Annotated in this window: 25 protein-coding genes; 9 read left to right on the top strand and 16 right to left on the bottom strand. The window is 64.7% G+C overall.

Annotated features, from left to right (window positions below; genetic code table 11):
* Positions 1-322 precede the first annotated feature (322 nt).
* From ACFEMD_RS05865 to ACFEMD_RS05840, 6 genes are all read right to left on the bottom strand, one after another.
* Positions 323-985, bottom strand: a complete 663-nt coding sequence (locus ACFEMD_RS05865) for a sensor histidine kinase (RefSeq protein ID WP_394740028.1) — start codon at positions 983-985, stop codon at positions 323-325.
* Complete coding sequence (locus ACFEMD_RS05860; RefSeq protein ID WP_394740027.1) at positions 961-1344, bottom strand: PAS domain S-box protein; 384 nt, start codon at positions 1342-1344, stop codon at positions 961-963. Before ACFEMD_RS05860 ends, ACFEMD_RS05865 begins: the two co-directional genes overlap by 25 nt.
* A 116-nt stretch (positions 1345-1460) precedes the next feature.
* Entirely contained in the window at positions 1461-2606 is a 1146-nt protein-coding gene (locus ACFEMD_RS05855; protein WP_394740026.1) for an amidohydrolase family protein, read from the bottom strand.
* A gap of 165 nt (positions 2607-2771) precedes the next feature.
* Entirely contained in the window at positions 2772-2954 is a 183-nt protein-coding gene (locus ACFEMD_RS05850) for an HVO_0649 family zinc finger protein (protein ID WP_394740025.1), read from the bottom strand.
* 129 nt (positions 2955-3083) lie between these two features.
* Entirely contained in the window at positions 3084-4061 is a 978-nt protein-coding gene (locus tag ACFEMD_RS05845) for a carboxypeptidase-like regulatory domain-containing protein (protein ID WP_394740024.1), read from the bottom strand.
* A 172-nt stretch (positions 4062-4233) separates the two neighbouring features.
* Positions 4234-4440: a hypothetical protein gene (locus ACFEMD_RS05840; protein ID WP_394740023.1), complete on the bottom strand. Its 207-nt coding sequence runs from the start codon at positions 4438-4440 to the stop codon at positions 4234-4236.
* A gap of 202 nt (positions 4441-4642) precedes the next feature.
* Here ACFEMD_RS05840 and ACFEMD_RS05835 point away from each other — a divergent pair, with 202 nt between their 5' ends.
* Positions 4643-5194, top strand: a complete 552-nt coding sequence (locus tag ACFEMD_RS05835) for a metal-dependent hydrolase (RefSeq protein ID WP_394740021.1) — start codon at positions 4643-4645, stop codon at positions 5192-5194.
* Positions 5195-5362: 168 nt separating this feature from the next.
* Positions 5363-6556, top strand: a complete 1194-nt coding sequence (locus tag ACFEMD_RS05830; RefSeq protein ID WP_394740020.1) for a sensor histidine kinase — start codon at positions 5363-5365, stop codon at positions 6554-6556.
* Positions 6557-6620: 64 nt separating this feature from the next.
* Here the strand turns inward: ACFEMD_RS05830 and ACFEMD_RS05825 are convergent, their stop codons facing one another.
* Both ACFEMD_RS05825 and ACFEMD_RS05820 read right to left on the bottom strand, forming a co-directional pair.
* Positions 6621-7142: a DUF7342 family protein gene (locus ACFEMD_RS05825; protein ID WP_394740019.1), complete on the bottom strand. Its 522-nt coding sequence runs from the start codon at positions 7140-7142 to the stop codon at positions 6621-6623.
* A gap of 737 nt (positions 7143-7879) precedes the next feature.
* A complete protein-coding gene (locus ACFEMD_RS05820; RefSeq protein ID WP_394740018.1) occupies positions 7880-8308 on the bottom strand; it encodes a universal stress protein in 429 nt (142 codons plus the stop codon).
* Between the two features lie 213 nt (positions 8309-8521).
* Between ACFEMD_RS05820 and ACFEMD_RS05815 the strand changes: the two genes are divergently transcribed.
* Entirely contained in the window at positions 8522-8674 is a 153-nt protein-coding gene (locus tag ACFEMD_RS05815) for a hypothetical protein (RefSeq protein ID WP_005558730.1), read from the top strand.
* A gap of 163 nt (positions 8675-8837) precedes the next feature.
* Here the strand turns inward: ACFEMD_RS05815 and ACFEMD_RS05810 are convergent, their stop codons facing one another.
* The 3 genes from ACFEMD_RS05810 to ACFEMD_RS05800 form a co-directional block, all read right to left on the bottom strand.
* Positions 8838-9266, bottom strand: a complete 429-nt coding sequence (locus ACFEMD_RS05810; protein WP_394740017.1) for a universal stress protein — start codon at positions 9264-9266, stop codon at positions 8838-8840.
* Positions 9267-9329: 63 nt separating this feature from the next.
* The gene (locus ACFEMD_RS05805; protein ID WP_394740016.1) at positions 9330-9743 is read right to left on the bottom strand and encodes a GlcG/HbpS family heme-binding protein; all 414 of its coding nucleotides are present in this window, start codon (positions 9741-9743) and stop codon (positions 9330-9332) included.
* Between the two features lie 126 nt (positions 9744-9869).
* Positions 9870-9992 (bottom strand): hypothetical protein, encoded by a 123-nt coding sequence (locus ACFEMD_RS05800; RefSeq protein ID WP_394740014.1) that lies wholly within the window; start codon positions 9990-9992, stop codon positions 9870-9872.
* Between the two features lie 305 nt (positions 9993-10297).
* Between ACFEMD_RS05800 and ACFEMD_RS05795 the strand changes: the two genes are divergently transcribed.
* Together ACFEMD_RS05795 and ACFEMD_RS05790 are read left to right on the top strand one after the other, a co-directional pair.
* Positions 10298-11494, top strand: coding sequence for an MFS transporter (locus ACFEMD_RS05795; protein WP_394740013.1), 1197 nt, complete (start codon positions 10298-10300; stop codon positions 11492-11494).
* A 177-nt stretch (positions 11495-11671) separates the two neighbouring features.
* Entirely contained in the window at positions 11672-11848 is a 177-nt protein-coding gene (locus ACFEMD_RS05790) for a hypothetical protein (RefSeq protein WP_394740012.1), read from the top strand.
* Between the two features lie 81 nt (positions 11849-11929).
* Here ACFEMD_RS05790 and ACFEMD_RS05785 read toward each other — a convergent pair whose 3' ends face one another.
* Positions 11930-12238 (bottom strand): hypothetical protein, encoded by a 309-nt coding sequence (locus ACFEMD_RS05785; RefSeq protein ID WP_394740011.1) that lies wholly within the window; start codon positions 12236-12238, stop codon positions 11930-11932.
* A 480-nt stretch (positions 12239-12718) separates the two neighbouring features.
* On the opposite strand from ACFEMD_RS05785, the gene ACFEMD_RS05780 reads away from it, so the two are divergent.
* From ACFEMD_RS05780 to ACFEMD_RS05770, 3 genes are all read left to right on the top strand, one after another.
* Positions 12719-14017, top strand: coding sequence for an RNA-guided endonuclease InsQ/TnpB family protein (locus tag ACFEMD_RS05780; protein ID WP_394740010.1), 1299 nt, complete (start codon positions 12719-12721; stop codon positions 14015-14017).
* Between the two features lie 205 nt (positions 14018-14222).
* Positions 14223-14579, top strand: a complete 357-nt coding sequence (locus tag ACFEMD_RS05775; protein ID WP_394740009.1) for a DUF7344 domain-containing protein — start codon at positions 14223-14225, stop codon at positions 14577-14579.
* Positions 14580-14908: 329 nt separating this feature from the next.
* Entirely contained in the window at positions 14909-15358 is a 450-nt protein-coding gene (locus ACFEMD_RS05770; RefSeq protein WP_394740008.1) for a CBS domain-containing protein, read from the top strand.
* A 26-nt stretch (positions 15359-15384) separates the two neighbouring features.
* Here ACFEMD_RS05770 and ggt read toward each other — a convergent pair whose 3' ends face one another.
* Positions 15385-17196 carry a gamma-glutamyltransferase gene (gene ggt, locus ACFEMD_RS05765; RefSeq protein WP_394740006.1) on the bottom strand — a complete coding sequence of 604 codons (1812 nt, stop codon included), beginning with the start codon at positions 17194-17196 and terminating at the stop codon, positions 15385-15387.
* A gap of 663 nt (positions 17197-17859) precedes the next feature.
* Positions 17860-19032, bottom strand: a complete 1173-nt coding sequence (locus ACFEMD_RS05760) for an MFS transporter (RefSeq protein ID WP_394740500.1) — start codon at positions 19030-19032, stop codon at positions 17860-17862.
* A gap of 308 nt (positions 19033-19340) precedes the next feature.
* Here ACFEMD_RS05760 and ACFEMD_RS05755 point away from each other — a divergent pair, with 308 nt between their 5' ends.
* Entirely contained in the window at positions 19341-19784 is a 444-nt protein-coding gene (locus tag ACFEMD_RS05755; RefSeq protein ID WP_394740005.1) for a hypothetical protein, read from the top strand.
* Between the two features lie 549 nt (positions 19785-20333).
* Here ACFEMD_RS05755 and ACFEMD_RS05750 read toward each other — a convergent pair.
* Both ACFEMD_RS05750 and ACFEMD_RS05745 read right to left on the bottom strand, forming a co-directional pair.
* Positions 20334-21920, bottom strand: coding sequence for a BCCT family transporter (locus ACFEMD_RS05750; RefSeq protein ID WP_394740004.1), 1587 nt, complete (start codon positions 21918-21920; stop codon positions 20334-20336).
* Between the two features lie 164 nt (positions 21921-22084).
* The gene (locus ACFEMD_RS05745) at positions 22085-23596 is read right to left on the bottom strand and encodes an aldehyde dehydrogenase family protein (RefSeq protein WP_394740003.1); all 1512 of its coding nucleotides are present in this window, start codon (positions 23594-23596) and stop codon (positions 22085-22087) included.
* Positions 23597-23651: the final 55 nt, after the last annotated feature.

Raw genomic sequence — 23651 nt, 5'->3', positions numbered from 1 at the left:
AGGATACCGAGGTCGGGGTAAGGATATGCACGCCACGGCGGTAGTGGTGGTAGATGAAGCCCGCTATCTCGACCGGGAGCCGTACTGGCTCGGCTCTGAACGCAGGTCCCTCCCGGACCTCGGATGGAGGGGACCTGCGAACCTCCACGGTTGTGGGCTCCCGTCTGTGGCGGGAACCCCACGACTTCAGTCGTGGAAGGAAGTCAGTTAGCTGTTCGCTGTAATACTAACCCCGGGTCAAGAAATTATTAACCGGGACGGGGAACGCCGTCGGCCCCTCCGGGTGGAGCCGTCGGACGACTCCAGGGCCGCAGACGGGTGGTCAGAAGCGAAACTCGAACCGGGCGCCACCGTCGTCGCTTCCGCCCGCGGAGACGGTCCAGCCGTGTGCCTCGGCGATCGCTTCTACGATGGAGAGTCCCAGCCCCGTCCCGTCGGCGCTCGTCGTGTACCCGTGCTCGAAGACGTCGTCCCGATGCTGATCGGGGATCCCGCTCCCGTCGTCTTCGACGTAGAACCCGTCGGTCGCCTCGAGAAACCCCACTCGAACGGTAACGTCGGAGCCGCCGTGGGCGACCGCGTTGTTGAACAGGTTCTCGAACAGCGACGTGACCTGGCTGCGATCCGCCCGGATCGTTCGCTCCGCGTTCTCGACGACCAGTTCGGCGTCCCCCGTGTCCACCCACCGCCAGGACGCCGTCGCGAGCCGGTGGAGGGAGGCGCTCTCGAGCGCATCGAGCGATCGGTCGGCTTCGACCAGCGTCAGCATGTCGTCGACGATATGCTCCATCCGCTCGAGCGCGTCCGACACCTCCGTCACCTCCTGACGCTGGACGTCGGTCGCGAGGGACTCGGTGTACGCCTGCGCGATGTTCAGGGGGTTCCGAATGTCGTGTGAGAGCACGCCGGCGAACTTCTCCAGCCGTTGGTTCTGCCGTTCGAGCTGCCGTTCCTGCTCCTTCAGATCGGAGATGTCACGAAACACGCCGGTAACAGCTGTTCCCCGTCGAACTCGTGTTTCTGGAAGCTGATCGTTACGGGAACCTCGTGACCGTCTTTGTGTAACGCGGGCAGTTCGACGCCGTCCCAGTCGATATTTTTCTCGCCGGTTTCGATGTGCCGCTGGAACTGCCGTTCGTGTACCGGGCGCAATCGCTCGGGAATGATCTCGAGTTTGGAACTCCCCACCAGCTCGTCCGGTGAGTATCCGAGAATTCCCTCGATCGCCGCGTTCGCGAAGACGATCGTGCTGTCCGTATCGATCGTCAACAGCCCCTCCGACGTGTTGGCGACCAACGCCCGAAAGAACTCGTCGTCGAGGTCGGCGAACGTAGAGTCGATCACAAAACCGGAGTGGTTTCTTGGCACACTATTCATTCAATCCGAAACATGTATCATGACTATTTGAAGGGTTTGGCTCCCGCCGGGCGTACCCGGGCCGTTCCGTCCCCGCGTCCGACTTACCGCAACAATCCCTCGAGCGTTCGGTACCGGAGATCCGCCCACGCCTCGAGCTCGAGGTCGAACCGCTCGAACAGCTCGAACTGGGGGACCGCCTGGCCGGGGTAGAGGTAGTCGGTCCCGAACACGAGCCGATCGTGGTGAGTCTCGAGAAACGTCTGCCCGACCGCCGGATCTCGCGTCAGCGCGTTCCACCCCGCGCGTGTCGAGAGATCGCCGTAGACGTTGTCGTACTCCGCGAGCAGCTCCCAGACGCGTCCACGCGTGTCGATCGACCCCTCGGGGATCCCGCCGAGATCCCCCGACTCCACGTCCGCGGCCATGTGCGCCCACCAGCCGTGGGCGTGTGCGACGAAGTCGACCTCCGGATACGAGGCGAGCACGCCCTCGAGTCCCGGCAGCCCGACGTCGTCGGTCAGCGACTGACGATCGGTGTGAAAGAGGATCGGCAACTCGTAGTCGGCACACAGCTCGTAGATGCCCTCGAGGCGCTCGTCGTCGATCGCCATCCCGACCTTCAGCTCGCCGAAGCCGCGGGCGCCGCGCTCGAGGTAGCCCTCGAGGACCTCCGCGACGATCTCGTCGCCGTAGACCAGCGTCCGCGGATCGATCGAACAGAACGGAACCAACCGATCGGGGTGGGCCGCGACCGCCTCGAGCACCCACCAGCTCGGCGCCTGCACCGGATACCCCTCGGGGGAGTCAAACGGGAGGACGACCGCTCGATCCACGCCCCGCTCGTCCATCCAGGCGACGAGTTCGTCGGCCGACAGCGGCTCGTGGCCCCGCGCCGCCGTCGGGATGACGTGCGTGTGCGCGTCGAACAGCGGAAGGTCGTCGACCGCGTCGGCGTCGACCTCGGCCTCGTCGGACTTCGGCTCCTCCTCCCCTTCCGTTTCGGTCGGCGCCGACTCCCGCTCGACCGGTTCGGACTCGTCGGCCGACGGCGGAGTCTCGGGCTCCGGCCGCGAGTCCTCCGAACCGAGGGAGGCACAGCCGGCGACGGTCCCGGAGAGACCGACGCCCGCGGTCACCGCGAGGTACCGTCGACGCGTCGGCTCCGGTTGGAGAGGGTCCGCGGCGTTCGGGTCGACCGGGTCGGAGCGACGGGCGGACGAATCGTCGGGCGAGGACGGACGGGACATGGCCCGGGGTTCCACAAAGGGGTCTAAATCGTTACCGCGCGTATTCAGCGCCTGAATCGCGGTAGTCGCCCCGTTCGGACCCGAGCGACGGGAACGTCGTCGGCTCGGACTCGAGAACCCGAACACAGGAACGGACTCGAGCCCGAGAGCCGCTCGAAGCCCCGATCAGGTCAGCCGGAAGGTGTGCTCGCGGCTCGCATCGCAGCTCGGACAAACGTGGCGGTACACGACTCGCTTCCCGTCGGTTCGGCTCTCCCAGTTCCGCCCCGTGTCGACGTAGCCACACGCCGGGCACTTCTTGTCGGTCGTCTCGTACCGCCGTCGGAGTTGCTCGAGGGCTGTTGGCATGTGTCATAGTATCCGCCGCGACGGCAAAAGCCCTGCTCGAGCGTTCCACTCGCACGACAGTCCGCCGGAACTGAACGCGTCCCCGACGCCGAGTCGCGGCCGCTGCGCCCGAGCGAAGCGAAACGGGACTCAGTCGCCCGCCCGAAGCGTCGCCGTGTACTCCACGCTCCCGGTAAGTTCGATCGACTCCTCGAGCGTCGGGTACCCCTCCGCCTCGACGGTCACGACGTACTCGCCCGCCTGGAACTCGAACTCGGCCTGGCCGTGGTCGTCGACGGTCTGCGTCTCGCCCCAGCCACCCAGACCGCGCTCCTCGGCGCTGACCGTCGCGTCCTCGATGGGTTCGCCGACCCCGTCCTGGACGAGGACGCGCAGCAGGTGTCGATCCGGCGCCTCCTCGACCTCCTCCGTTTCCCCGGTTGCCTCGACATCCGTGACCTCGAGTTCGTACGCCGCGGTCTCCGCGCAGTTGTTCAGCTCGAAGGAGTAGACTGCGTCGTCGGCGCCCGGCTCCGGCCCCTCGGTAGCGGCCTTGGTGGTCGAGGAGAGCTCGTTCCCGTCGGCGTCGTACACGCGAGCGGTCATGCTAACGGCGAGCTCCGCTCCGCTCGCGTTCGCGAGCATCGTGTGCACCTGACACAGCTCGCTGGGGGGCTCGTCGCCCCAGGTGAACGTGTGTCGCTCGACCTCGAGGTGGCGTTCGGCCGCCTCCGACAGCACGACTTCCCCGTCGATCGCCTCGTCCTCGTAGACCGCCTCGTCGTCGCCGTCGTCGTCTTCGTCGGATTCGTTTGCCTCTCCCGACTCGCTGTCGGCCGGCTCCTCGTCGCCCTCGGTTGCGTCCTGATCGGCCCCGTCGTCCTCGGCTGTGTCTTCGGAGTCGTCATCCCCGTTCTCGTCCCCGGCGTCGTCGCTTTCGGTCTCGTCGGCCTCCGAATCGTCGCTCCCCCCGTCCTCGGCTCCGTCGGCCGCCGAGTCATCGGCCTCGTCGGTCTCCGACCCGGAGTCGTCTCCCTCCTCTTCCTCCTCGGTGTCGGCACAGCCGGCCAACACCCCCGACAGCGAGACGCCCGTGATGGCGGCGAACTCGCGGCGCTTCAGCTCCATGCCGTCCCCCGTCGATCCCCGATCTCGTGCCAGTACATCTCTCCTCCAGAGAGGGTTCTCGAGTGCATAACGTTTTATATTGGATCGAACACCGGAATTCGAAAAAGCCCGCAGAGAGATCCGCTGCCCCACGAAACCCGTCGTCTGACGGCTCCCGCCGCGCCGAGATGCCTCAACCGAGGGCCTTCCCGGACCGCCGCCGTCGGTTGTAGAGGTAGACTACCGTAACCACCAGTCCACAGAGCGGAACGAGAACGCCGAACTCGTAGGTGTCGGGATGTTTCAGCTTGCGACGTTTCGCGTCGAAGTGGACGAAAATCGAGATCGGAATCTGCAGGAGGACGAGTACGGCGAGGATGGGGAAGACGAGCGGTTCCATCCTCTGAGCACTGGCCGGTCAACTGTAAAAGCGTTTTCATCACGACCCATCCGATCGCTAACCAGACGGCCGCACCGGGCTCGAGCGGCGGGATCCGCCCAACGGGTTCGGCTCCCTCGAGGAGCCACCGCACTCGAGGGCTACCCGATTCCCCTCAGTCGATTTAGATAAAGGTATACGCATGGATAGGCGAGGCTAATCCGTGTGGCCCTGGGGACACTTCGGCATCGCGTACATCGTCTACTCGCTGTACTCGCGCGGTCGGTTCGGGCGAGCTCCCCGTCCCGAGCCCGCGCTCGCGGCGATCTTCGGCTCGCAGTTCGCCGATCTGATCGACAAACCGCTCGGCTGGCTCGGCGTGTTTCCCCACGGCCGATTCCTCGCCCACTCCCTGCTCGCGACCGGTATCGTGATCCTCGTCGTCTACGCCGCGGCGATCGCCCTCGATCGCCTCGAGACGGCGACGGCGTTCGTCCTCGCACACCTCGCTCACCTCGTCGCGGATATCCCGCCGCGAGCCTACCTCGGCTACCCCAACGACACCGAGTTCCTGTTCTGGCCGTTTCTCTCCCACCCGACGTTTACCTACCACGAGCGACTGTTCGAGCCGCCGGCGATCGTCGAGTTCGTCGTCACTCCCTTCACCCATCCGGGGATCTTCTTCCTGCTCGAGATCCCGCTGTTCGCCGCCGGGCTCACGCTCTGGTATCTCGACGGCTGCCCCGGGCTCGACTACGTTCGCTCGCGCCGCTGAAACTCGACTCCGCCGCGAACCGCCGGATGTGGGCTCCCGAACGACCGTCTCGAAGGCGAATGTGTCCGAATTCAGTACCGTTCAAACTCGTCTAGGGATTGAACGACCGCTTACTAATACGGTCTCCCGCAGCAACCCTCATAGCAACGCATGGGGTACTCGAGGGAGATGGTTCGTCGGTCGCGGTACGTTCACGTGCTCGGTGTGCTCATCATCGCGGTCGCGGCCGCCCAGTCGCTGCTCAAGGTCGCCGGCGGCGGCTCGAGCGTCGAGGCCCTCATCGACTTCGTGTTGCTCGGACTGACGGGCGCGCTGTTTCTGTACGTCGGAAGCTGGCTCTCGGAGTCCAAGATCGAACCCGACCTCTACCGGCGGATCGCGATGTGGAGTCTCGCCGGCGTCGGCGTTATGCTCGCCTTCCTCGTCCTCCGGGCGCTCCACCCCGGGGTCCCGACCGAGTTCACGTTCGGGACGCGAGCCGTCGCGCTGGCGATCGGCTCGGTCGCCGGCCTCGGAATCGGGATTCACGAGTCCCGCGCGATCTCCCGGGAGCGGGAGATCGAGCGACGAAACGACGCCCTCGAGCGGGTTCAGGACCGACTCGAGGAGCGCAACGACGAGCTGCGGGAGACACAGCAGGAACTCGAGGCGACCGTCCGGGAGCTCGAGGCCTCCAACGAGCGCTTAGAGCAGTTCGCCTCCGCCGCGAGCCACGACCTCCAGGAGCCTCTTCGGATGATCTCGAGCTACCTCCGGCTGCTCGAGGACCGCTACGGCGACGACCTCGACGAGGACGCCGAGGAGTTCATCGAGTTCGCCGTCGACGGCGCCGACCGACTGCAGGTGATGGTCGACGACCTCCTGGAGTACTCCCGGGTGGAGACGCGGGGCGACCCGTTCGAGCCCGTCGACCTCGACGCCGTCCTCGAGGACGCGCTGACCGATCTGGGCGTTCGGATCGAGGAAACCGACGCCGAGATCACCGCCGAGGAACTGCCCCGCGTCGCAGGCGACCGAAGCCAACTGCGCCAGCTGTTTCAGAACCTCGTCTCGAATGCCCTCGAGTACAGCGGCGACGAGCCGCCTCGCGTCCACGTCTCCGCCGAACGGGTCGGCGATCGGTGGGAGGTCGCGGTTCGCGACGAGGGAATCGGGATCGATCCCGAAGATCAGGAGCGGATCTTCGAGGTGTTCGATCGCCTCCACACCCAGGCCGACCACGAGGGGACCGGGATCGGCCTGGCGCTCTGTCAGCGCATCGCCGAGCGCCACGACGGCACCCTCGAGGTCGACTCCGAGCCCGGGGAGGGCGCGACGTTCTCGGTTCTCCTCCGGCCCGTCGAGGAAGCGCCCGCGAGGTGACCGCGAGCCCGTCGGGTTTCGAGCGAGAGCCCTCGAGGCCCGGCCACCTCGAGCCAAGAACCCGTCAGCGCTGTTCTTCGGGCTCCACCCCGGACACCATCTCACGTAGTCGGAGCCGCCGCGCGCGCTCACACCGTTGCAGCTCCGCCCGAGCCGTCTCCCAGTCCGCCAGCGTTGCCGGCGTGATGTCGACGGTTCGCCCGTCGACACCGAGGGGCGTCTCGGCATCGTAGCGGCGCTGGTAACGCCACACTCGATCGACCAGCACGTCCATCCGCGCCTCGAGCTCCTCGAGCGAACGTTCCCGGGCGAGCACCGCCGCCCCGTCCTCGGTCCGGGGAAACCGCCTGTCGTTTCGTTCGTAGGTCGGGGACGACCCCCTCCGTTTGGTGACGATGCCGAGTGCGACGAACGACTCGAGAGTCTCCCGAACCGCGCCGCGGTCGCGGTCGGCTCGCGCCGCCAGCTCGGCGGCCGTTCGTGCCCCGTTCGTCCGGGCGAGCAGTTCGTACAGCCGTTCGGCCGTGGACCCCGCTACGAAGGGGTTCTCGATCAGCGATGACCCACTCCCCGTATGCCCCATCATCGTGTCACGGTCTCCCGCGGAGGATATGGGTAATTACCCGGTGCAGCCGTTTATCCGAGGCTACCCAGGACTGTAGCGGTCGGCTACCGCCATCAACGATCGACGATAGACGCTATTTCGAGAGGAATGTAGTTTCAGTCCTGCCGGCCCGTCGGCCGCGTGGTCGGTCTGGCCGGCGTTCGAAGGCCCGAACGGCCCTCTCGGAGAACCGGCCTGAAAAGCCGGTGGCTCGTCGGCAACACGGAAAACACTACTCGAATACCTAATGAACTCCGGAAGTGGTTGGTTCGAACGAACGAAAAACCGGGTCGCAAAAGTGGAAGCATGACAGGAGGCAGCGGACGAGGCGTCTCCGGCATCTGATCTCAGAGGATCAAGTCACGACCTCGGTTGCCACAGGCACATCGACTGCCGAATTGGATGGTATTCGTTGGCATCACCACCGTGGTTGATGTACAGGTTGTCCAGTAATAAATCCTTCTAATGGTGCAAACACACCAAGATCTGGAGTGAAGGTTCAGATCCGTTCTCAATTCTCCCCAGCATATTTAATATGAGCACTTCGCACCGAGCGAAGGGCGAGAGAAATTGCCAATCGGGAACAGCAGGAGCCGACGACGGCGGCCCCGCCTCGTTGGGCCGACCGGGATGAAATCGAGAGCCTCGTCGCGCCGCGGGGTTGCTCGAGGACGGACGATCCGATTCCGTCGGCGACGAGAGCGAGGGGTGGATCCTCGCTACTTGACGATCGTCACGGGAACGGTCGACTTGTCGACGACCGCCTTGGCGACGCTGCCGACGACCCGTTCGTGTTCCGTCGAGAGCCCGCGATGGCCGACGTAGATCCCGTCGACGTCGGCCTCGGCGGCGTGGTCGGCGATCGCCGCCGCGGGTCGCCCCGCCAGCAGCTCGGTCGCGATCTCGAGGTTGGCCCCGTCGCCGACGGTTTCGGTCGCCAGCTCCGTCGCCTGGCGGAGCGTCCGCTCGCCGTACTCGACGGCCCGGTCCTCGCCGGGCAACACGAGCGCTCCGTCCACGAGCTCCGTTTCGGGCGTCAGCACGTGAACGATCTCGAGGGTCGCGCCCAGCGCGCTCGCGTCGCGGGCCGCGCGCTCGACCGCGGTGTCGCTGACCTCGGAGCCGTCGGTTGCGATGAGATACCTCATACGTGACCGTCCCGCTCGAGCGACGATAGTACTATCAGTCGTTCCTGCCCTGCGGGAATCGGTCGGCAGCCGGTATGAACCGGGTGTCCCGTTGCTTGAGAGACCAGTGTAGTCTGCTCCCTGAGCGTGTGCTCGGAATGGGTACGTCAAACGCGATTCAAAACAGGGAATAACTGATAAGTTTTAATATCGAGTAGTTATTCATGTGTTATAATGAACGAAGCGATCCCCCCGCAGTGTCCCGAGTGCGGATCCACGAACCTCCAGCTCTCCCGCGTCGCGCCGGCCGAACACGATCACGGCGACGCGTGGGTGACTCACGCGTCGTGTGGCGCCTGCGAGGAGTACGTCGAGTGGTTCAACTGAGCTATAGTAACAACTGAAACTGTTTGCACACCGATCACACAGCCGCCGTGCGATCGGGTGCGCACTGACTTTCAGTGGCTACTATAGTCCGCTACCGGAGCCCCGGGACTCGTCACTGACTGCGCTCGAGTAACCCCCGGTAGCGTTCCGCTACACCACGCCTTCAGTACACCGGAACGACCGACAGCTCCCGCTCGCGAAACGCCTCGAGCGGGTCCGACACTCGGCGCCAGGCACCGGTCCCCGACTGCAGGTCGCCGTCGACGACGACGGTGTCGGCTTCGACCTCCGTAGCGTACTCGACGATCTCGTCGATCGGGTGGCCGATCCGTCCGGCAGCCTCGTAACGCTCGAGTGCGGGCGCGGTGAGTCGGTCGGCCTTGCGTTCACAGATCGCTCGTATCGTGTCGGTACCGGTCGGAATCCGCAGTCGTTCGGCCAGCCAGAGCTCCGCGCTCGCGTACCACTCGAGGCCGAGCACGTAGAGGACGTGGACGGTCGCGCCGGAGTCGTCCGCCCGGCGCGCGGCCTCGAAGAGCACGCGCTCGGGGGCGGTGGTACCGCTCACGACGGCGACGATTCCGTCGCTCATCGCTGCCCCGTAAGGCGCATCGCGGGGACGCTTCCGTTACGTCGCAACGAGCATCGGACCACGCTAGCTGCGTTCGAACGCGTCGACGCCGGCTTCCGCGACGTCGACGTCCTCGTCCGCGCTCCCGCCGGAGACGCCGACGCCGCCGACGACGGTCCCGTCGTCGTCCTCGAGCGGAAGCCCGCCGCCGAAGGTGACGATCCGACCGTCGTTCGTGGTCCCAAGCCCGTACAGCGACTCGCCCGGCTGTGACACCTCCTGGATGGTCTGTGTCTCCATCCGCATCGCCACCGACGAGTAGGCTTTGTTCCGCGCGATGTCGATGCTTGCGAGCAGCGCGCCGTCCATGCGGTGGAACGCGACGAGGTTTCCGCCCTCGTCGGCCACCGCGACACACATCGGGACGTCGATCTCCGCCGCCCGCCGTTCGGCCGCGTCGACGATCTCCTTCGCCGTATCCAGCGTCAGTTCGTGCATTGTTGTCAACCCGGATACGAACTCTTCGTCGGAGCCGATAAACCCGTGGGACCGACCCTCATGCGGTAGTGGTCGACCGCACAGCGAAGACACGCAGCGGAGTCGGACGCCGACCTCGAGAACCCGTCACTCGGCGTACTCGAGTTCGATCCCCTCGTCGACGAGGACGTCCCACCAGTGCCACCAGGCCAGTAGGTACGTCGCGGACAACCCGAAAATGACCGCCAGCATCGGCTCGAGCGGCGTCATCGGTCGCCCCTCCTCGCTCGTTCGGTCGTCGACTCCCGTCGTGGCGTCCGAACCGCGAATCGCGACTGGTGGTCGAACATGGGTGCTAGCGGAGGGCCGTCCGTCGGCTCGAGACTGCACCGTACAGGGACAAGTAGCTTCGCGGTGTACCGTCTCCGCGGCGACTCGAGCGGGGTCGCGGTCCGACCTCCCTCGTTCGTCCACCGCGAACGCAGAACGGGAGTCCGACTCGCCGACTCGAGCCGATCTCGGCAATCCCCCCGGAGATCAGAATCCTTTCGACCGAGCGCGCTCGAGACGGTGCCGTGCGCACCGACGACCAGGAACGTCCCGACGGCCGCCGCAGCTGGCTGGTGGCGATCGTCGGCGCCGTCGCGATGGTCTTTACCTTCGGCACGCCGCTGTCGTACGGCATCTTCCGCGCGCCGTTCAGCGACGCCTTCGGGGTCTCGCCGCTCGCACTGTCGGGCGTGTTCGCCGTCATGCTGTTTACCTTCTTCATCGGCTCCGGGCTCGTCGGCGTCTTCGGCACCCGCCTGGACTCTCGGCTCGTGCTGCTCGCCTGTTCGCTCGTGACGGGGCTGCTGGCACCCGCGCTGTACCTCGTGGAGTCGATCGCCGGGCTGGCGGTCGTCTTCGCGTTCCTCGGACTCGCGCTGGGGACGGCGTTCGTCCTCCTCGCGTCGGTCGTCCCGCGCTGGTTCGATCGCCGCCGCGGCGCCGCGACGGGGCTGATCTTCGTCGGCAACGGGCTCGGTCTGACCGTTCTTCCGCCGATCTGGCAGCTCGTCCTCGCGGAGCTCGGCGTCCGCCCGGGATTTCTCCTCGTGATGTCGGTGACCGCGGTCGCGTTCCTGCTGGCCGGACTGGTCTGTCGACGCCCGCGATGGGCCGAGCAGTCGACCGCGACCGCGGGCGAACTCCTCGAGTGGCTCGCTCGGCTCGGCGGAACGCGAACGTTCCAGCTGCTGTTCGTCGGAATCGCGCTGTCCTTTGCGTGGTACCAGCTGCTCGCCGCCTACGCCGTCGATCTGTTCGCCTCCCGTGGACTTACCGAGGCGGGCGCGTCGGCCGCGTTCGGACTGATCGGCGGCGTGAGCATCATCTCGCGGATCGGCAGCGGCTACCTCGCCGACGTCGTCGGCTCCCGGCGGGCCTTCCTCGCCTCGCTCACCGCCGCGGCCGCCGGCATCGGCCTGCTGTTCGCCTCGGCCGACTCGATGCTCCTGATCGCGATCTTCCTGATCGGACTCGGACTCGGCGGCTCCGCGACGCTGTACATCCCGCTGGTGATGACGATCTACTCCCCCGAGAAGGACACCGCCATCGTCGGCGTGTTCAACATCGCGATCGGCGTAACCGCGCTGGCGATGCCCCCGCTCGGCACCGCGAGCGTCGCCTACACCGGGAGTTTCACGATCGCGATCGCCCTCACCTTCGCCGCGGTTCTCGTCGGACTCTGCTCGACCGCCGCTGGCACTGCTCGGCCGTCACACGCGTGACTCGAGTGGGAGAACGAACTGTCGAGCCGGTGGTGAGTCGCTGCCGAAGAGTCTATCGGCGAACTCGAAAACGGACGATGGAGTCGAATGCGACCGCGAGGGACGTCGGACTCACCCGAACGAGGAATCGTCCGAACTGTCAATAATATAATCGCATCCTGTGTCGTGTGATAGCGCATGGGTGAGGAGGAACGAAGAATGGCGGTCTGTACGGAGTGCGGATCGGTCTACGCTGCCAGGATTGCAGCCGACGGAGCGGTACAGCCGATCGGCTCGAGGGACGGCTGTCGCTGCGGATCGAACGAGTTCGAGGTGGTCGGAGAGTCGACCGACGCCGCCCGCGGAGAAGAGTAGGTCGACGGGCTATCCGTACCGGCGACGGTCAGCCGCCGGGCGAGCGGACGGTTGCACGCCGAGGGGTCGGCCTCATCGTCCCTACTCGAGCAGCCGCCGAACCGTCTCGTCGTCGGCGAGTTCCTCGTCGGCCTCCTCGAGCAGGGCGACCGCTCCGTCCGGCGCGTCCGCCTCTGCCTCCGACGAGAGCGAGGCGTCGGGCTCGATAACGATGCGCTCGACGTCGGTCTCGAGGCGGTAGTACTTCGTCGTCTCCGGAAGCTGCTCGCGGGGGCTGGGCTCGTCCCTGATACAGCGGATCCACGTGCCGTTCTTCCGCTCCAGCACCACGATTTCGTCGAACGGAACGCTCCGTCCATCCCGCAGGTCGACGGTGAATGTCCCCACCATGTTTTTATAATGGAACTTCTAGGGTTTTGTTCTATTGGCTACTTTCGTAGCTCGAGAGATTTTACTAATGGTTATATGGCAGCAGAAAATTCGTGCCGATACTCGGCTCCGAGCGCTCGCGTCATCACCACTGCGGTCCCGGCGCTCAGTCGCTTCCGGAGCCTACCTTTAAACAGCGAGAGAGTCCCGCCGTTTACGGCGTTGACGAGACGCTTTGCGTCTCGTTCGCACACCAGAACGCGGAGCGTTCTGGGGACGGGCGTGAATCGCGTCACTCGGCTACACAAACCACCGGTTATTCCCTATCTGGAGTCTCCACGGCGTCGAGTCCAGCGTTCAAGAGTTGTTCGTATGCCTCGGTGAGCGTAATATCTCGTTCTTCGGCAAAGTCTTTCACACGACCATGCGTTGCGTGGGAGAGGTCTATGTTTGGACGCATAAGACTTAATAGACGTAAGGACGTGTTGAGTGTTACGGCGAATGAAGCGAACCAACGAGTTCGAAGTAGTTCCGAAGTCCGACGCAGACGAGGAGTTGCTTCGCCGACTCTTGGACGCTTCAGCCGCCCTCTGGAACGAGATCAATTACCAGCGCCGAACCAACTTCGAAGATCCAGACGGCGACGTTTGGGAGATCGACGAGTACCGCGGTCGGTACGGCGGTACGCTCGGTGCTTCGACAGTTCAACAGATCGAACGCAAGAACCGCGAAGCGTGGCGCTCGTTCTTTGCACTCCGAGAGAAGGGCGAAGCCAACAGCAAGCCCGGCTTCTGGGGCAACCAAGACGAGGGCCGCGATCTTCGGACGTACATCCGGAACACCTCGTACTCGGTCAAGTGGGGCGAATACTCCCGACTCGAAATTCTTGTCGGCCAAGACCTGAAAAAGGAGTACGGTCTTGGATATCGAGAACGACTCCGGCTCGAGGTCCGGGGTGAACCCAACTGGAACGAGTACGACAAGCAGGGTCGGTTGGAACTATATTACGACGACGTGAGCGAGACATTCAGGGCCTTTCAGCCAGTCACAATCAGCAATTCTCGACTGGCACAACCACTGGCGGACGAAACCGCCGCTCTGGATATTGGCGCAAACAACATCGTCGCCTGTACGACCACAACCGGCGAGCAGTATCTGTACGAGGGACGTAACCTGTTCAAACGGTTCCGCGAAACCACGCAACGGATTGCCGAACTTCAGTCGAAACTCGAGGACGGCCGGTACAGCTCGAAGCAAATCGAATCGCTGTACCGACGCCGGACGCGACGGCGCAACCATGCGATGGACGCGCTTGTACGCGACTTGATCGAACGGCTGTACGACGAAGGTGTCTCGACGGTGTATGTCGGCGACCTCACGGACATCCTCGAAACGCACTGGTCGGTTCGGACGAACGCCAAGCTGCACAACTTCTGGACCTTCCGGCGGTTCGTTGGGCGGCTCGCCGATACCGCCGAGGAGTTCGGCATCACCGTCGAAGTGCGAACGGAAGCGTGGACCTCGCAGACGTGTCCGAACTGCGGTTCGACCGAGGACACGACGCGGCATCAGGACACGCTGACCTGTCACTGCGGCTTCGAGGGCCACGCGGACCTCGCGGCAAGTGAGACGTTCCTGAGACGGCACGAAACGGTAGCAAGGCCGATGGCACGGCCCGTGTGCCTCAAGTGGGACAGCCACGACTGGTTGGAGTCACCACGCTCTCCCCGTCCCAACGAGGAGCACACGAACCCGCAAGTTGCCTCCGTGGTCGTTCGAGACGACTTTGTCGTCTCGTGATGACGAGAGAGCTTGCTCTCTCGAACCAACTCGGCGTAGCCGAGACTCCCAGCGCGAGGAAACCCCGGCGTTCACGCCGGGGAGGATGTCATTGTTGCAATCGACCTCGAGAGCCGGCGAGCGAGCCACGAGCTGCTGTCTCGAACTCTCCCAACGTAATTTGACCGAGCTATTTTTGGACCCGACTGCGGAGTTCGCCCCAGAGATGGACCGAACGGAGGCACTCGCGGTGCTCGCCAGCGCCGACCGCCAGCTCGTCCTGCACGAACTGGTCGAACGGGACCGAACGGTGACACTCGAGAGTCTCTCACGGAGCGTGGCCGCCCGACGACACCAGATCCCGCCCGAGGACCTCGACGGTCGGAAGATCGAACGCGCCCGGTATCGACTCCGACGCACGCACCTGCCGAAACTCGCCGAGGAGGGAATCATCGATTCGAACTGGGAGGAGTCGGTCTCGCTGGCGGACGGGGAGCGCACGGACCGCCTGTTCGGGCTCTCCGAGGAACTCGAGTGCTGGCCGCCGGATGACTCCCTGGGATACCCCTATCGGAGTCGGTAGGAGCTGCCGAATCCGCGTCGTGGGGCGTTTCGACCCGTCGACGACGTCCGCGTTCGAAACACATCGGACTGGGCCTCGAGTCCGTGATCTCGAGTCTCGAGGGTGCAGTGACGTCAGCGTGCGGGACAGGTTCTCAGACGGCTAGTCGTCCGGGTAGTCGCTACCACGCACGATCGGCAAGCGAGGTGTCGCTGGTCACCACTGAATCCAGGCTGTTCACAGCCACACAAATCGACCGAATAGTGGGTTAATACTACTAGCAATTCTAGCGTATTGGGATCATATGTCCAGTAATGCTATGTACTGATGTATGCTAACGCTAGCCAGTTATGATCGAGATGACAGTCAACAGCCTCGGGGTACAGGCCCCGCCGACCGTGTCGCCCGATCTGGCTGTGTCGGAGGCGGCACAACACCTTCGCTGTCCCGCAGTTCCGGCTCTTGTAGTCAGTCTCGACGAGGTCGTCACCGGCATCGTCACCGAATCGGATATCGTCGCGATGGTCGCGGAAACGGCCGAGCGGCCGACCGTCGGGGAGATCATGTCGACGCCGGTGACGACGATCGAACCGACGGCGACGCTGAAAGCGGCGACGGAGACGATGCAAGCCGCGGGCGTCAGACACCTTCCCGTCGTCAGCGACGGGAGCTATTGCGGACTGCTGTCGGCAGACTCCCTCTCGCCGTACCTCTCACGCGGAAAGCTCGAGATCGAGTGGCACGGCGAATCGCTACGCCTCGAACCGCCGGGCGGGCAGGGGTCCCAAACGAACGGGTAGCACGCCCATCTCGCCGTCGGACGGACTCAGAACCCCTGTGCGGAGCCGTCGCCGCGCGGGTCGGCGCCGCCCTCGAGGTATCCCGTCTCGGGGTCGATTCGGATCGCCTGGGCGTGTCCCATGTTGTCGTCCCAGTCGTCGAGTACCGTCGTCGGCTGGCCGCGTTCGGCGAGCTCCTCGACGACGTCGTCGTCGATGCGGCCCTCGAGCGAGAGATCGCGGGCGTCGGTTCCCCAGGTGGGACCCATCAACCAGCGCGGCGTCTCGATCGCCTGCTGGACGTCGTAGTCGAAGTCGACCAATCGTGTGACCATCGCGGCCTGGGTCTGTGGCTGACCCTCGCCACCCATCGTCCCGTAGCACAGGTACGGTTCGCCGTCCGCACAGAGCATCGCCGGGATCAGGGTGTGGAACGTGCGCTTGCCCGGCTCGAGGCGGTTCGGGTGATCGTCTTCGAGCGAGAAAAAGGAGCCGCGGTTCTGGAGGATGATCCCGCTGTCGCCGCCGACCACGGCGCTCCCGAAGTCGTAGTAGACCGACTGAATGAGCGACACCGCCAGCCCGTCGTCGTCGACGGCCGTCAGGTAGACCGTGTCGCCGCCCGGAACCTCGCGATCGGCGTCGCCGAACTCGATGCCGGGCTCGACGTCGGCCATCTCCATCGCGCTTCCGCCGTCGATCAGCTCGCGGCGTTCATCGGCATACTCCCTCGAGAGCAGCGTCTCGAGCGGGATGTCGACGTAGTCGGGGTCCGTGAGCCACTCGTCGCGGTCGGCGAAGGCGACCTTGACCGCCTCGGCCATGTGATGGTAGTAGTCGGCCGTGTCGTCGCCCCAGGACTCGACGTCGAACCCCTCGAGCAGGTTGAGCACCTGCAAGGCGGCAAAGCCCTGCGTGTTCGGCGGAAAGTTGTAGGCGGTGTAGCCGCGGTAGGTCGTCGAGATCGGATCGACCCACTCGGCCTCGAACTCGGCGAAGTCCGCGGGCGTCAGCGGAGAGCCCTCGGGCGAGGACAGCTCCTCGGCGAGCGGGCCCTCGTAGAACCCGTCTCGGGCACCTTCGGTGGCGAGGGTTTCGAGCGACTCGGCGAGAGCCGACTGAACGAGTCGGTCGCCCTCGTCCGGGCGCTCGCCGTCGGGTAGGAAGATCTCGGCCGTCTCGGGGAACTCCCGCAGGATCGGCTCGTCGATCTCGAGCCAGTCGGCCAGCGAGTGGCCGACCGGAACGCCCTCTCGAGCGTGGTGGATCGCGTCCGCGAACAGCGCCTCCCAGGCGAGGTCGCCGTAGGACTCGTGAGCGCGGCGCCAGCCGTCGACGGCACCGGGGACGGTCAGCGCCGACTCCGGTCCGCGATCGGGTAGCTCATCGTACTCGGCGAACCGCTCGCGGGTCGCGTTCGCCCCGGCGGGTCCGCTCGCGTTGAGCGCGCGGACGTCCTCGCCGTCGTGGATCAGCCAGAAGGCGTCACCGCCTAGCCCCGACATATGCGGATACGCTACCGAGAGGACCGCGTTCGCGGCGATCGCCGCGTCGACGGCACTGCCGCCGTTTCGAAGGGCGTCGTTCCCCGCGGCGGTTGCGAGCCAGTGCGGCGTGGCGACCATTCCGCGGTCGCCACGCGCGGGCGGTCGACCCGTACGTGGCCCGTGGCCCTCGGAGGCCGTGGCCGGGTCGGGGATCTCGTCCGGGTCGGCTTCGCCCTTGGCCTCGGTTTCTTCTCCGTCCTCGGCACCCGCAGCGACGCCCGTCGAGAGCGCGCCGGCGCCGGCCGCGGCCGTTCCCGCGAGAAACGTTCGGCGGCCCGTCCCGGCTCTCCCTCCGCCATCGTAGTTAGTCATTACGTATCTTGCTGTGGACTTTCCTTACAAAACACCGTTCATTTATGAAAAGCCCTATAGAGCGGAATAGTAGTAAGGGCGTCCACAATATAGTGATGATTATAGTGTGTAAGGGTGCGATCGAGCGAAGGACCGCGTAAAGACGACGGTATTCAATCCGCGATACGCGGCTTCGATCTCCGAGCACGGAGACGCCACCGCAAGTGTTCGGTCGGGGTCGACGCTACTCGCTGTCCCGGTACTGAAGCGCGATCGGCACGGGGAGATAGCCGTCCGTCCGGAGGATAAAGCCGAGGGTGCCGGCGGGGACATCATCCACACGTCGAGGAGCATCCCGCGAAGCGCGAATGCTCCGACGGCACAGAGGCCGAAGATGCTCGACCAAAGGCACTTCGCGAGGAAGGTTGATAATACACCTCAGAGGCTCTGTTGAAACCCTCTTCACGTCTTGCGATTCGCTAAGGAGCTAGTTTTCAGTCGGATCCGCGAAACCCGGTGGAAAGAGTAACTCTTCTCAATGTCATCCCTGAAGGATTTCAACGGAGCCACACCTCAGACTAACTCCGCGTAGCTCCCGGAAGAGGTCGCGCTCGAGTCGACACAGCCCCTCCGAGTCGCTCGAGATTCCGTCGATTTCGGCAACGATCCCCGGCCAGCCCGAACTCAGTAGCCCAGCTCGAGCGCCCAGTTCGCCGCGAGCGCGGTAAACGTTAGCCCGAACAGGCCGGCGAGAACCAGGAAGGAAACGCCCCAGCCGAACAGGTCCGCGAGCAGGCCGACGCCGACCGAACCGGCGGAGCCGACGACGGTGTAGACCGTACGCACGAGCCCGAAGCCCGCGCCGCGTTCGGTGTCGCCGAACTGATCGAGAAAGCGCGGGTCGAGCGCGGCGAAGAAACTCGAGCCCAGCCCGGCCAGCAACACGGCGATCCCGACCGTGACGAGCCCCGGGCCGACGACCATGCCGAGGACGCCGACGGTCCCCGCGAGCATCGCGATCCCGATCGCGAGGTCGCGCCCGTACCGATCCGAGAACTCGCCGAGGATCGACTGGCCGACGGTTCGAACGACGAAAAACGCCGAGAAGGCGACGCCGGCCAGCGTCGCGGAGTAGGCGTGGTAGTCGATCAGGAAGGTCGGGAGAAAGGTGAGCAACCCCTGGACGATGAAGGTGCCGAGCATGGCGATGCCGAGCGTGAAGGCGATGGCCGGCCGCGTCACCAGCTCGCGGAGCGTCGCGAGCTCGAACCGGTCGCGCATCGGCTGGTCGGGCCGGCGCGGCTCGGTCGAACGCACCCGCAGGGCGAAGAGGGCGAACACGGGGAGGCCGACGAGCAACGCGAGCGCGACGGCCGGGCGCCAGCCGTAGCGGGTGCCGACCCAAGCGGCAGCGACGGGGGCGACCAGGCCCGCGAGCGGGCCGCCGATCGAGTGGATGCCGACCGCGCGGCCGAGTTCGTCGTACGTCCGCGACAACAGCGTCGTCGCGACGGCGTAGTGCAGTCCCGCGACCAGCCCGAGGATCACGGCGAACAGGACGAACGCCGGAAACGCGGGCGCGAACGCGAGCAGGAGGCTGGCCAGCGCCGTGCCCCCGACGGCGACGAGGATCACCGGCTTCTCGCCGTACCGATCGCCGAGGACGCCGCTGGGGAACTGCGAGACCCCGTAGGCGAGCCACATCCCAGAGAGGGCGAACCCGATCTGGGTGTTCGTGACGTCGAAGTCCGCGGCGATAAACGGGATTACCGGACTGATCGCCATCCGTGCGAAGTACGTCACGAAGAAGGCGAGCAGACAGAGCGCGAGGACCGTCGTTCGATACCGCCAGCGCATAATGGAAACGTCCACCACTTCGCCGGAGCACACGCATAAGCCCGCTGAATTCCGGTCGGCTCGGGACAACACCGAGTTACCGAAGCCGGGCGCTCTGACGCCGGATTCCCGGTAGTCCCACACTGATCGGGAACTCGCTCGGTACGGCGCTCGAGGAGCCGTCTCTGCAGATCGCTCCCGAGCCGACACCCCGGAAATCCCTCGGTACTCGTGGGCCGCCATCCGTCCGAGTCCGTGTACTCACCGGTTACTGAAGCGCGAGACCGTCGAATCCGATCTTTCGACCGGGTCCCCGCCGGTCCGTACCAATGGCTCCCGCAATCGTCCACTTTCTGGTCGGCGCAGCGCTCGTCCTCCTGCTCGTCACGCCGCTGGCCCTCCGGTACCGACTGCCGACGTGGCTGCCGCTGTGGCTCGTCGCGATCGGCGGGCTCTGGGGACTGCTCCCCGATATCCACCACATCGCGCCGGCGTACGAGACCGAACTCTACGCGTTCCACAACTCCCAGTGGACCGACCTGTTCGCGTTCCACTACACGCTCGATCGGCCGGCGGTCCGCGCCCGGTACAACGAGAGCATCTTCTGGTCGATCGTCCTCTTCCTCGGCGCCAGCGCGACGTTTACGGTCGCGGCTGCGGCGAACGCGTGGACCACCGTCGACGAGACGCCTGCGCCCCACCTCGTGGCGCTGGCGACGGCGACGATTCCCGCGCTGCTGGTCGTCGCCGCGGCGATCGGCGGTCCTCTTTGAGTCGACGCTCGCGGCGCGGCGGTCCGCGAGTACATCCACGGAAAGCTCGGACCTAATTCTTAAATGACAGAATAAGGACTGCTAACATCGAATATCAGTTGCCTAATTATTCAGATCATCAACCACTCTTCCGCTATTGATATTGTTTCTACTGAGAACAGCCATTTCACAGATAAGTACTAAGAGTTTTGATGGGAAATCTCTACTCGGATTCGAACGAAATCCCGATAAGAGTCGAAAGCGAAAGATATGAGCTTCGGTCGAACTACTAACGTTGGCTTCGTTGGGCTATATCACGAGGGGATGTTATGCTAGCAAACCCTCTAGAATGGTAGTATAGTTCCAATTATATACAATATTATTGTCAATAATAATATTTTTGTTGTGTCTGAAAGCCGTCTTATATCTCTGAGGTGAGTGGTTCTCATCACTTACTACGGTCGAATCTTGGTCGGAATTTAGTCGTTTCGGTTCCGAAAACACGCCGGCCATCCGCTTGCTACCGTACCTCGGGTCTGTAGCGGTCGATCAGTCCGTTTTGGCGGCCATTCAGTCGTCGTCACCGTCCGATACCTCCGGATCGTAGTTCGTGATGAACGCCTCTCCCCGCTCGTGGTCCAGTTCTCCGTAGTAGTACTCCTTCGCGGCGACGTAACTCGCGTACGCGAGCGCGATCAAAAACAGCGTGAACGGGAGCGCGAGGACCGTCGGGAACGCTTGCATCGCGTCGAAGACGGGTAGCTCGAGCGTCATCACCCCGAGGAACGAGAGCAACACGCCCCACCACGCGCGGTTGCGGGCGTTGGGCGTTTCGTCGCCGAGCGTGATCGACGAGAGGATGTACACCGCCGAGTCCAGCGAGGTGAGCACGTACCCCGCGATGACGAGGATGAACAGTACGCCCACCACCGCGCCGTACGGCGTGATCGTCACGGCGGTCGCGATGGCCGTCGGAATACCGCCGTCGTTCAGTGCCTCCGTCACGGGCTCGATGTAGCCGGGTGCGAGGACCCAGCCGCCGATAATCGAGTGTTGGACCCAGAGGAGCCCGGCCGGAATGAACACCAAACTGACGAACGTCTCTCGGATCGTGCGGCCCTTCGAGACGCGAGCCACGAAGCTCCCGACGAACAGGCCCCAAGCGGCCCACCACGCCCACCAGAAGCTGGTCCAGCTCTGGGCCCAGTTGCCGTCGGCGGTCGGCGCGGTGTACAGCGAGAGCCGAAACATGTTGTCGAGCCAGACGCCGGCCGCATCGAGTCCAATGTTAACGATAAACAGCGTCGGACCGACGACGAAGAGAAACGCAAACGCGACGAGCATCAGGACGATCGTCGCCCGCGCCGCGTTCTGGATCCCCTTGTGGAGTCCCAGCCAGACGTCGGCGAGAAAGACGAGTCCGAGAAGTCCGAATAGACCGTACGTAAACGCCGTCGCGGGGAGTCCGAACACCGATCCGAGGAGGGCGGAGAACACCTGTGCGGAGAACCCGATCGCCGCGGCGACGCCGCCGACGATCGCAATCAGCGCGGCCAGATCGACGATCCAGTAAAGCCCGCGGTGGCCGTCGCCCAGTACCACCTTCAGCATCGCGCTGAACTTGTACTCGTCTGTGCCCCGCGTGTAGATGATCAGTCCGAACGCCAGCGCGAACGGCGGATACCACATGGCCAGCCCCGGAAAGACCTCGTGGATATACATGAACGCCAGCGCCAGCGACTCGATCGGCGCTCCCGCGACCGGCGCCGGGTCCGGCGGCGGATCCGCGACAATCGAGATCGGCTCGCCGACGCCCCAGATGATGATCGAACCGCTGTATCCGACGGTAAAAACCATCGCGAGCCACGAGAACAGTCCGAACTCGGGTTCGGCGTCCTGGCCGCCGATCCGAATGTGACCGTACTTCGAGAACACCATGAACGTCGAGAAGATCAGCAAGACGACTCCGAGCAGCATGAACCACCAGCCGAAGTAGTTCAGCACCCACTCGAAAGCCGCGTTCATCGTTTCGTTGAGACCGTGTGGGTTCCACAATCCGACAGCCCCCAGTACCGCAAGCGACGCCGCGGTGATGATGAAAAGCCCGCGTTCTCCAAGCCGGGCATCCTCCAGCCCGAAGAGGTACCAGGGGTTCATGGCTGCGGGCGAGCGAACATCGGTGTCTCTGTCGACGAACGGGCTCCTATGTGTTGCATGGTATCGTACACTATGGGTCGAATAGAGCGGTACCGATAACTTATATTTTTCGACGGAGATTCGGTTCGGTCCCAAGCCGTCCGAACCGGATGCTCTCACCGACCTCAGCAGCTCGGTTCGTCGAGGTTGACGTAGACCGATTTCGTGCGCTGATAGTGCTCGAGGACATCCGTCCCGAGATCCTTCCCGATTCCGGAGGCCTTGAATCCGCCGTATGGCGCCTCCGGCAGGATCGGGCCGTACTCGTTGACGTAGACGACGCCGGCCTCGAGATCGGCCGCGGCGCCGTGGGCGAGGTCGGTTCGCTCGGTGGCGATCCCGGCCGCCAGTCCGAACTGAGTGTCGTTTGCGAGTTCGATCGCTTCCTCGTAGGTCGCGAACGTGTTGATCGTCTGGACCGGGCCGAAGATCTCCTCCTGAGCGACCGTCATGTCGTTGTCGACGTCACCGAAAACGGTCGGCTCGAAGAACCAGCCGTCCTGGAGTGCCTCGTTGTTCGGCGGCCCACCACCGGTCAGCAGCGTCGCCCCCTCGTCGACGCCGCGCTCGACGTAGTCGGTGACCGTCTCGTACTGTGCCTGCGAGGTCAGCGGCCCCATCGTCGTCGCTTCCTCGAGCGGGTCGCCGAGGACGTACGACTCGGCCATTTCGACGAATCGGTCGACGAACTCCTCGTGAACATCCTCGTGGACCAGCGCGCGGGAGAACGCGTCGCAGATCTCGCCCGTGCTGTAGAAGATCCCGTTCGCGACCGCCTCGACCGCCGTGTCGAGGTCGGCGTCCGGGAAGACCAGAAACGGTGACTTGCCACCCAGTTCCAGAGTGACCGGCGTCAGGGTGTCGGCGGCGGCTTTCATGACCTCGGTCCCGACACCGACGCTTCCGGTAAAGGAGAGCTTCCGGACGTCCTTGTGGTCGGTGATTGCAGCGCCGACCGTCGATCCCGTGCCGGGGACGACGTTGAGCACGCCGTCGGGCAAAATACCCTCGGAAAGTTCGGCGATCCGAACCGTCGAGAGCGGACAGTCCGCCGAGGGCTTGAGGACCACGGCGTTTCCGGTCGCGAGCGCGGGGCCGAGCTTCCAGGCGGCCGCCCAGATCGGGAAGTTCCACGGAACGATCTGGCCGACGACGCCGTACGGCTCCGTTCGCGTGTACAGGTGCAGATCGTCGTCGGTCGCGATCTGTCGGCCGTCCTGGACCCGACACAGCGAGGCGTAGTACTCGAGGGTATCGATCGCACCCTCGACCTCGCCGCGGGCCTGCGAGCGAGGCTTGCCCGTGTCGAGACACTCGATCAGCGTGAGCTCCTCGACGTGATCGTGGAGTCGATCGGTCCACTCGAACAACAGTCGGGACCGCTCGCGCGGTGTCGACTCGGACCACCGAGCGTCGAACGTTCGCTGGGCGGTTTCGACGGCGGTCTCGACGTCGGCAGCCCCACACCGTGTGACCGTCGTGATCGGTTCGTTCACCGCGGGATCGATCGTCTCGAGCGATCGGTCGCCCGCGACGGCGGTACCGTCGATCCACGCGTGCCAGTCGCTCAGTTCGCGTACCTCTTCTCGGGCGGCCGCGTGGGCCTCCCGTAGCTGTCCGCTGAACGTGTCTGCCATTAGCGTCAGTTGGTTTAGTGCCGTCGTTCTTATCTCTTTGGGAGAGAATGACACG

It is taken from the genome of Natronococcus roseus (genome assembly GCF_043677095.1).
Taxonomy (GTDB): domain Archaea; phylum Halobacteriota; class Halobacteria; order Halobacteriales; family Natrialbaceae; genus Natronococcus; species Natronococcus roseus.
This window is presented reverse-complemented; position numbering and strand designations above follow the sequence as displayed.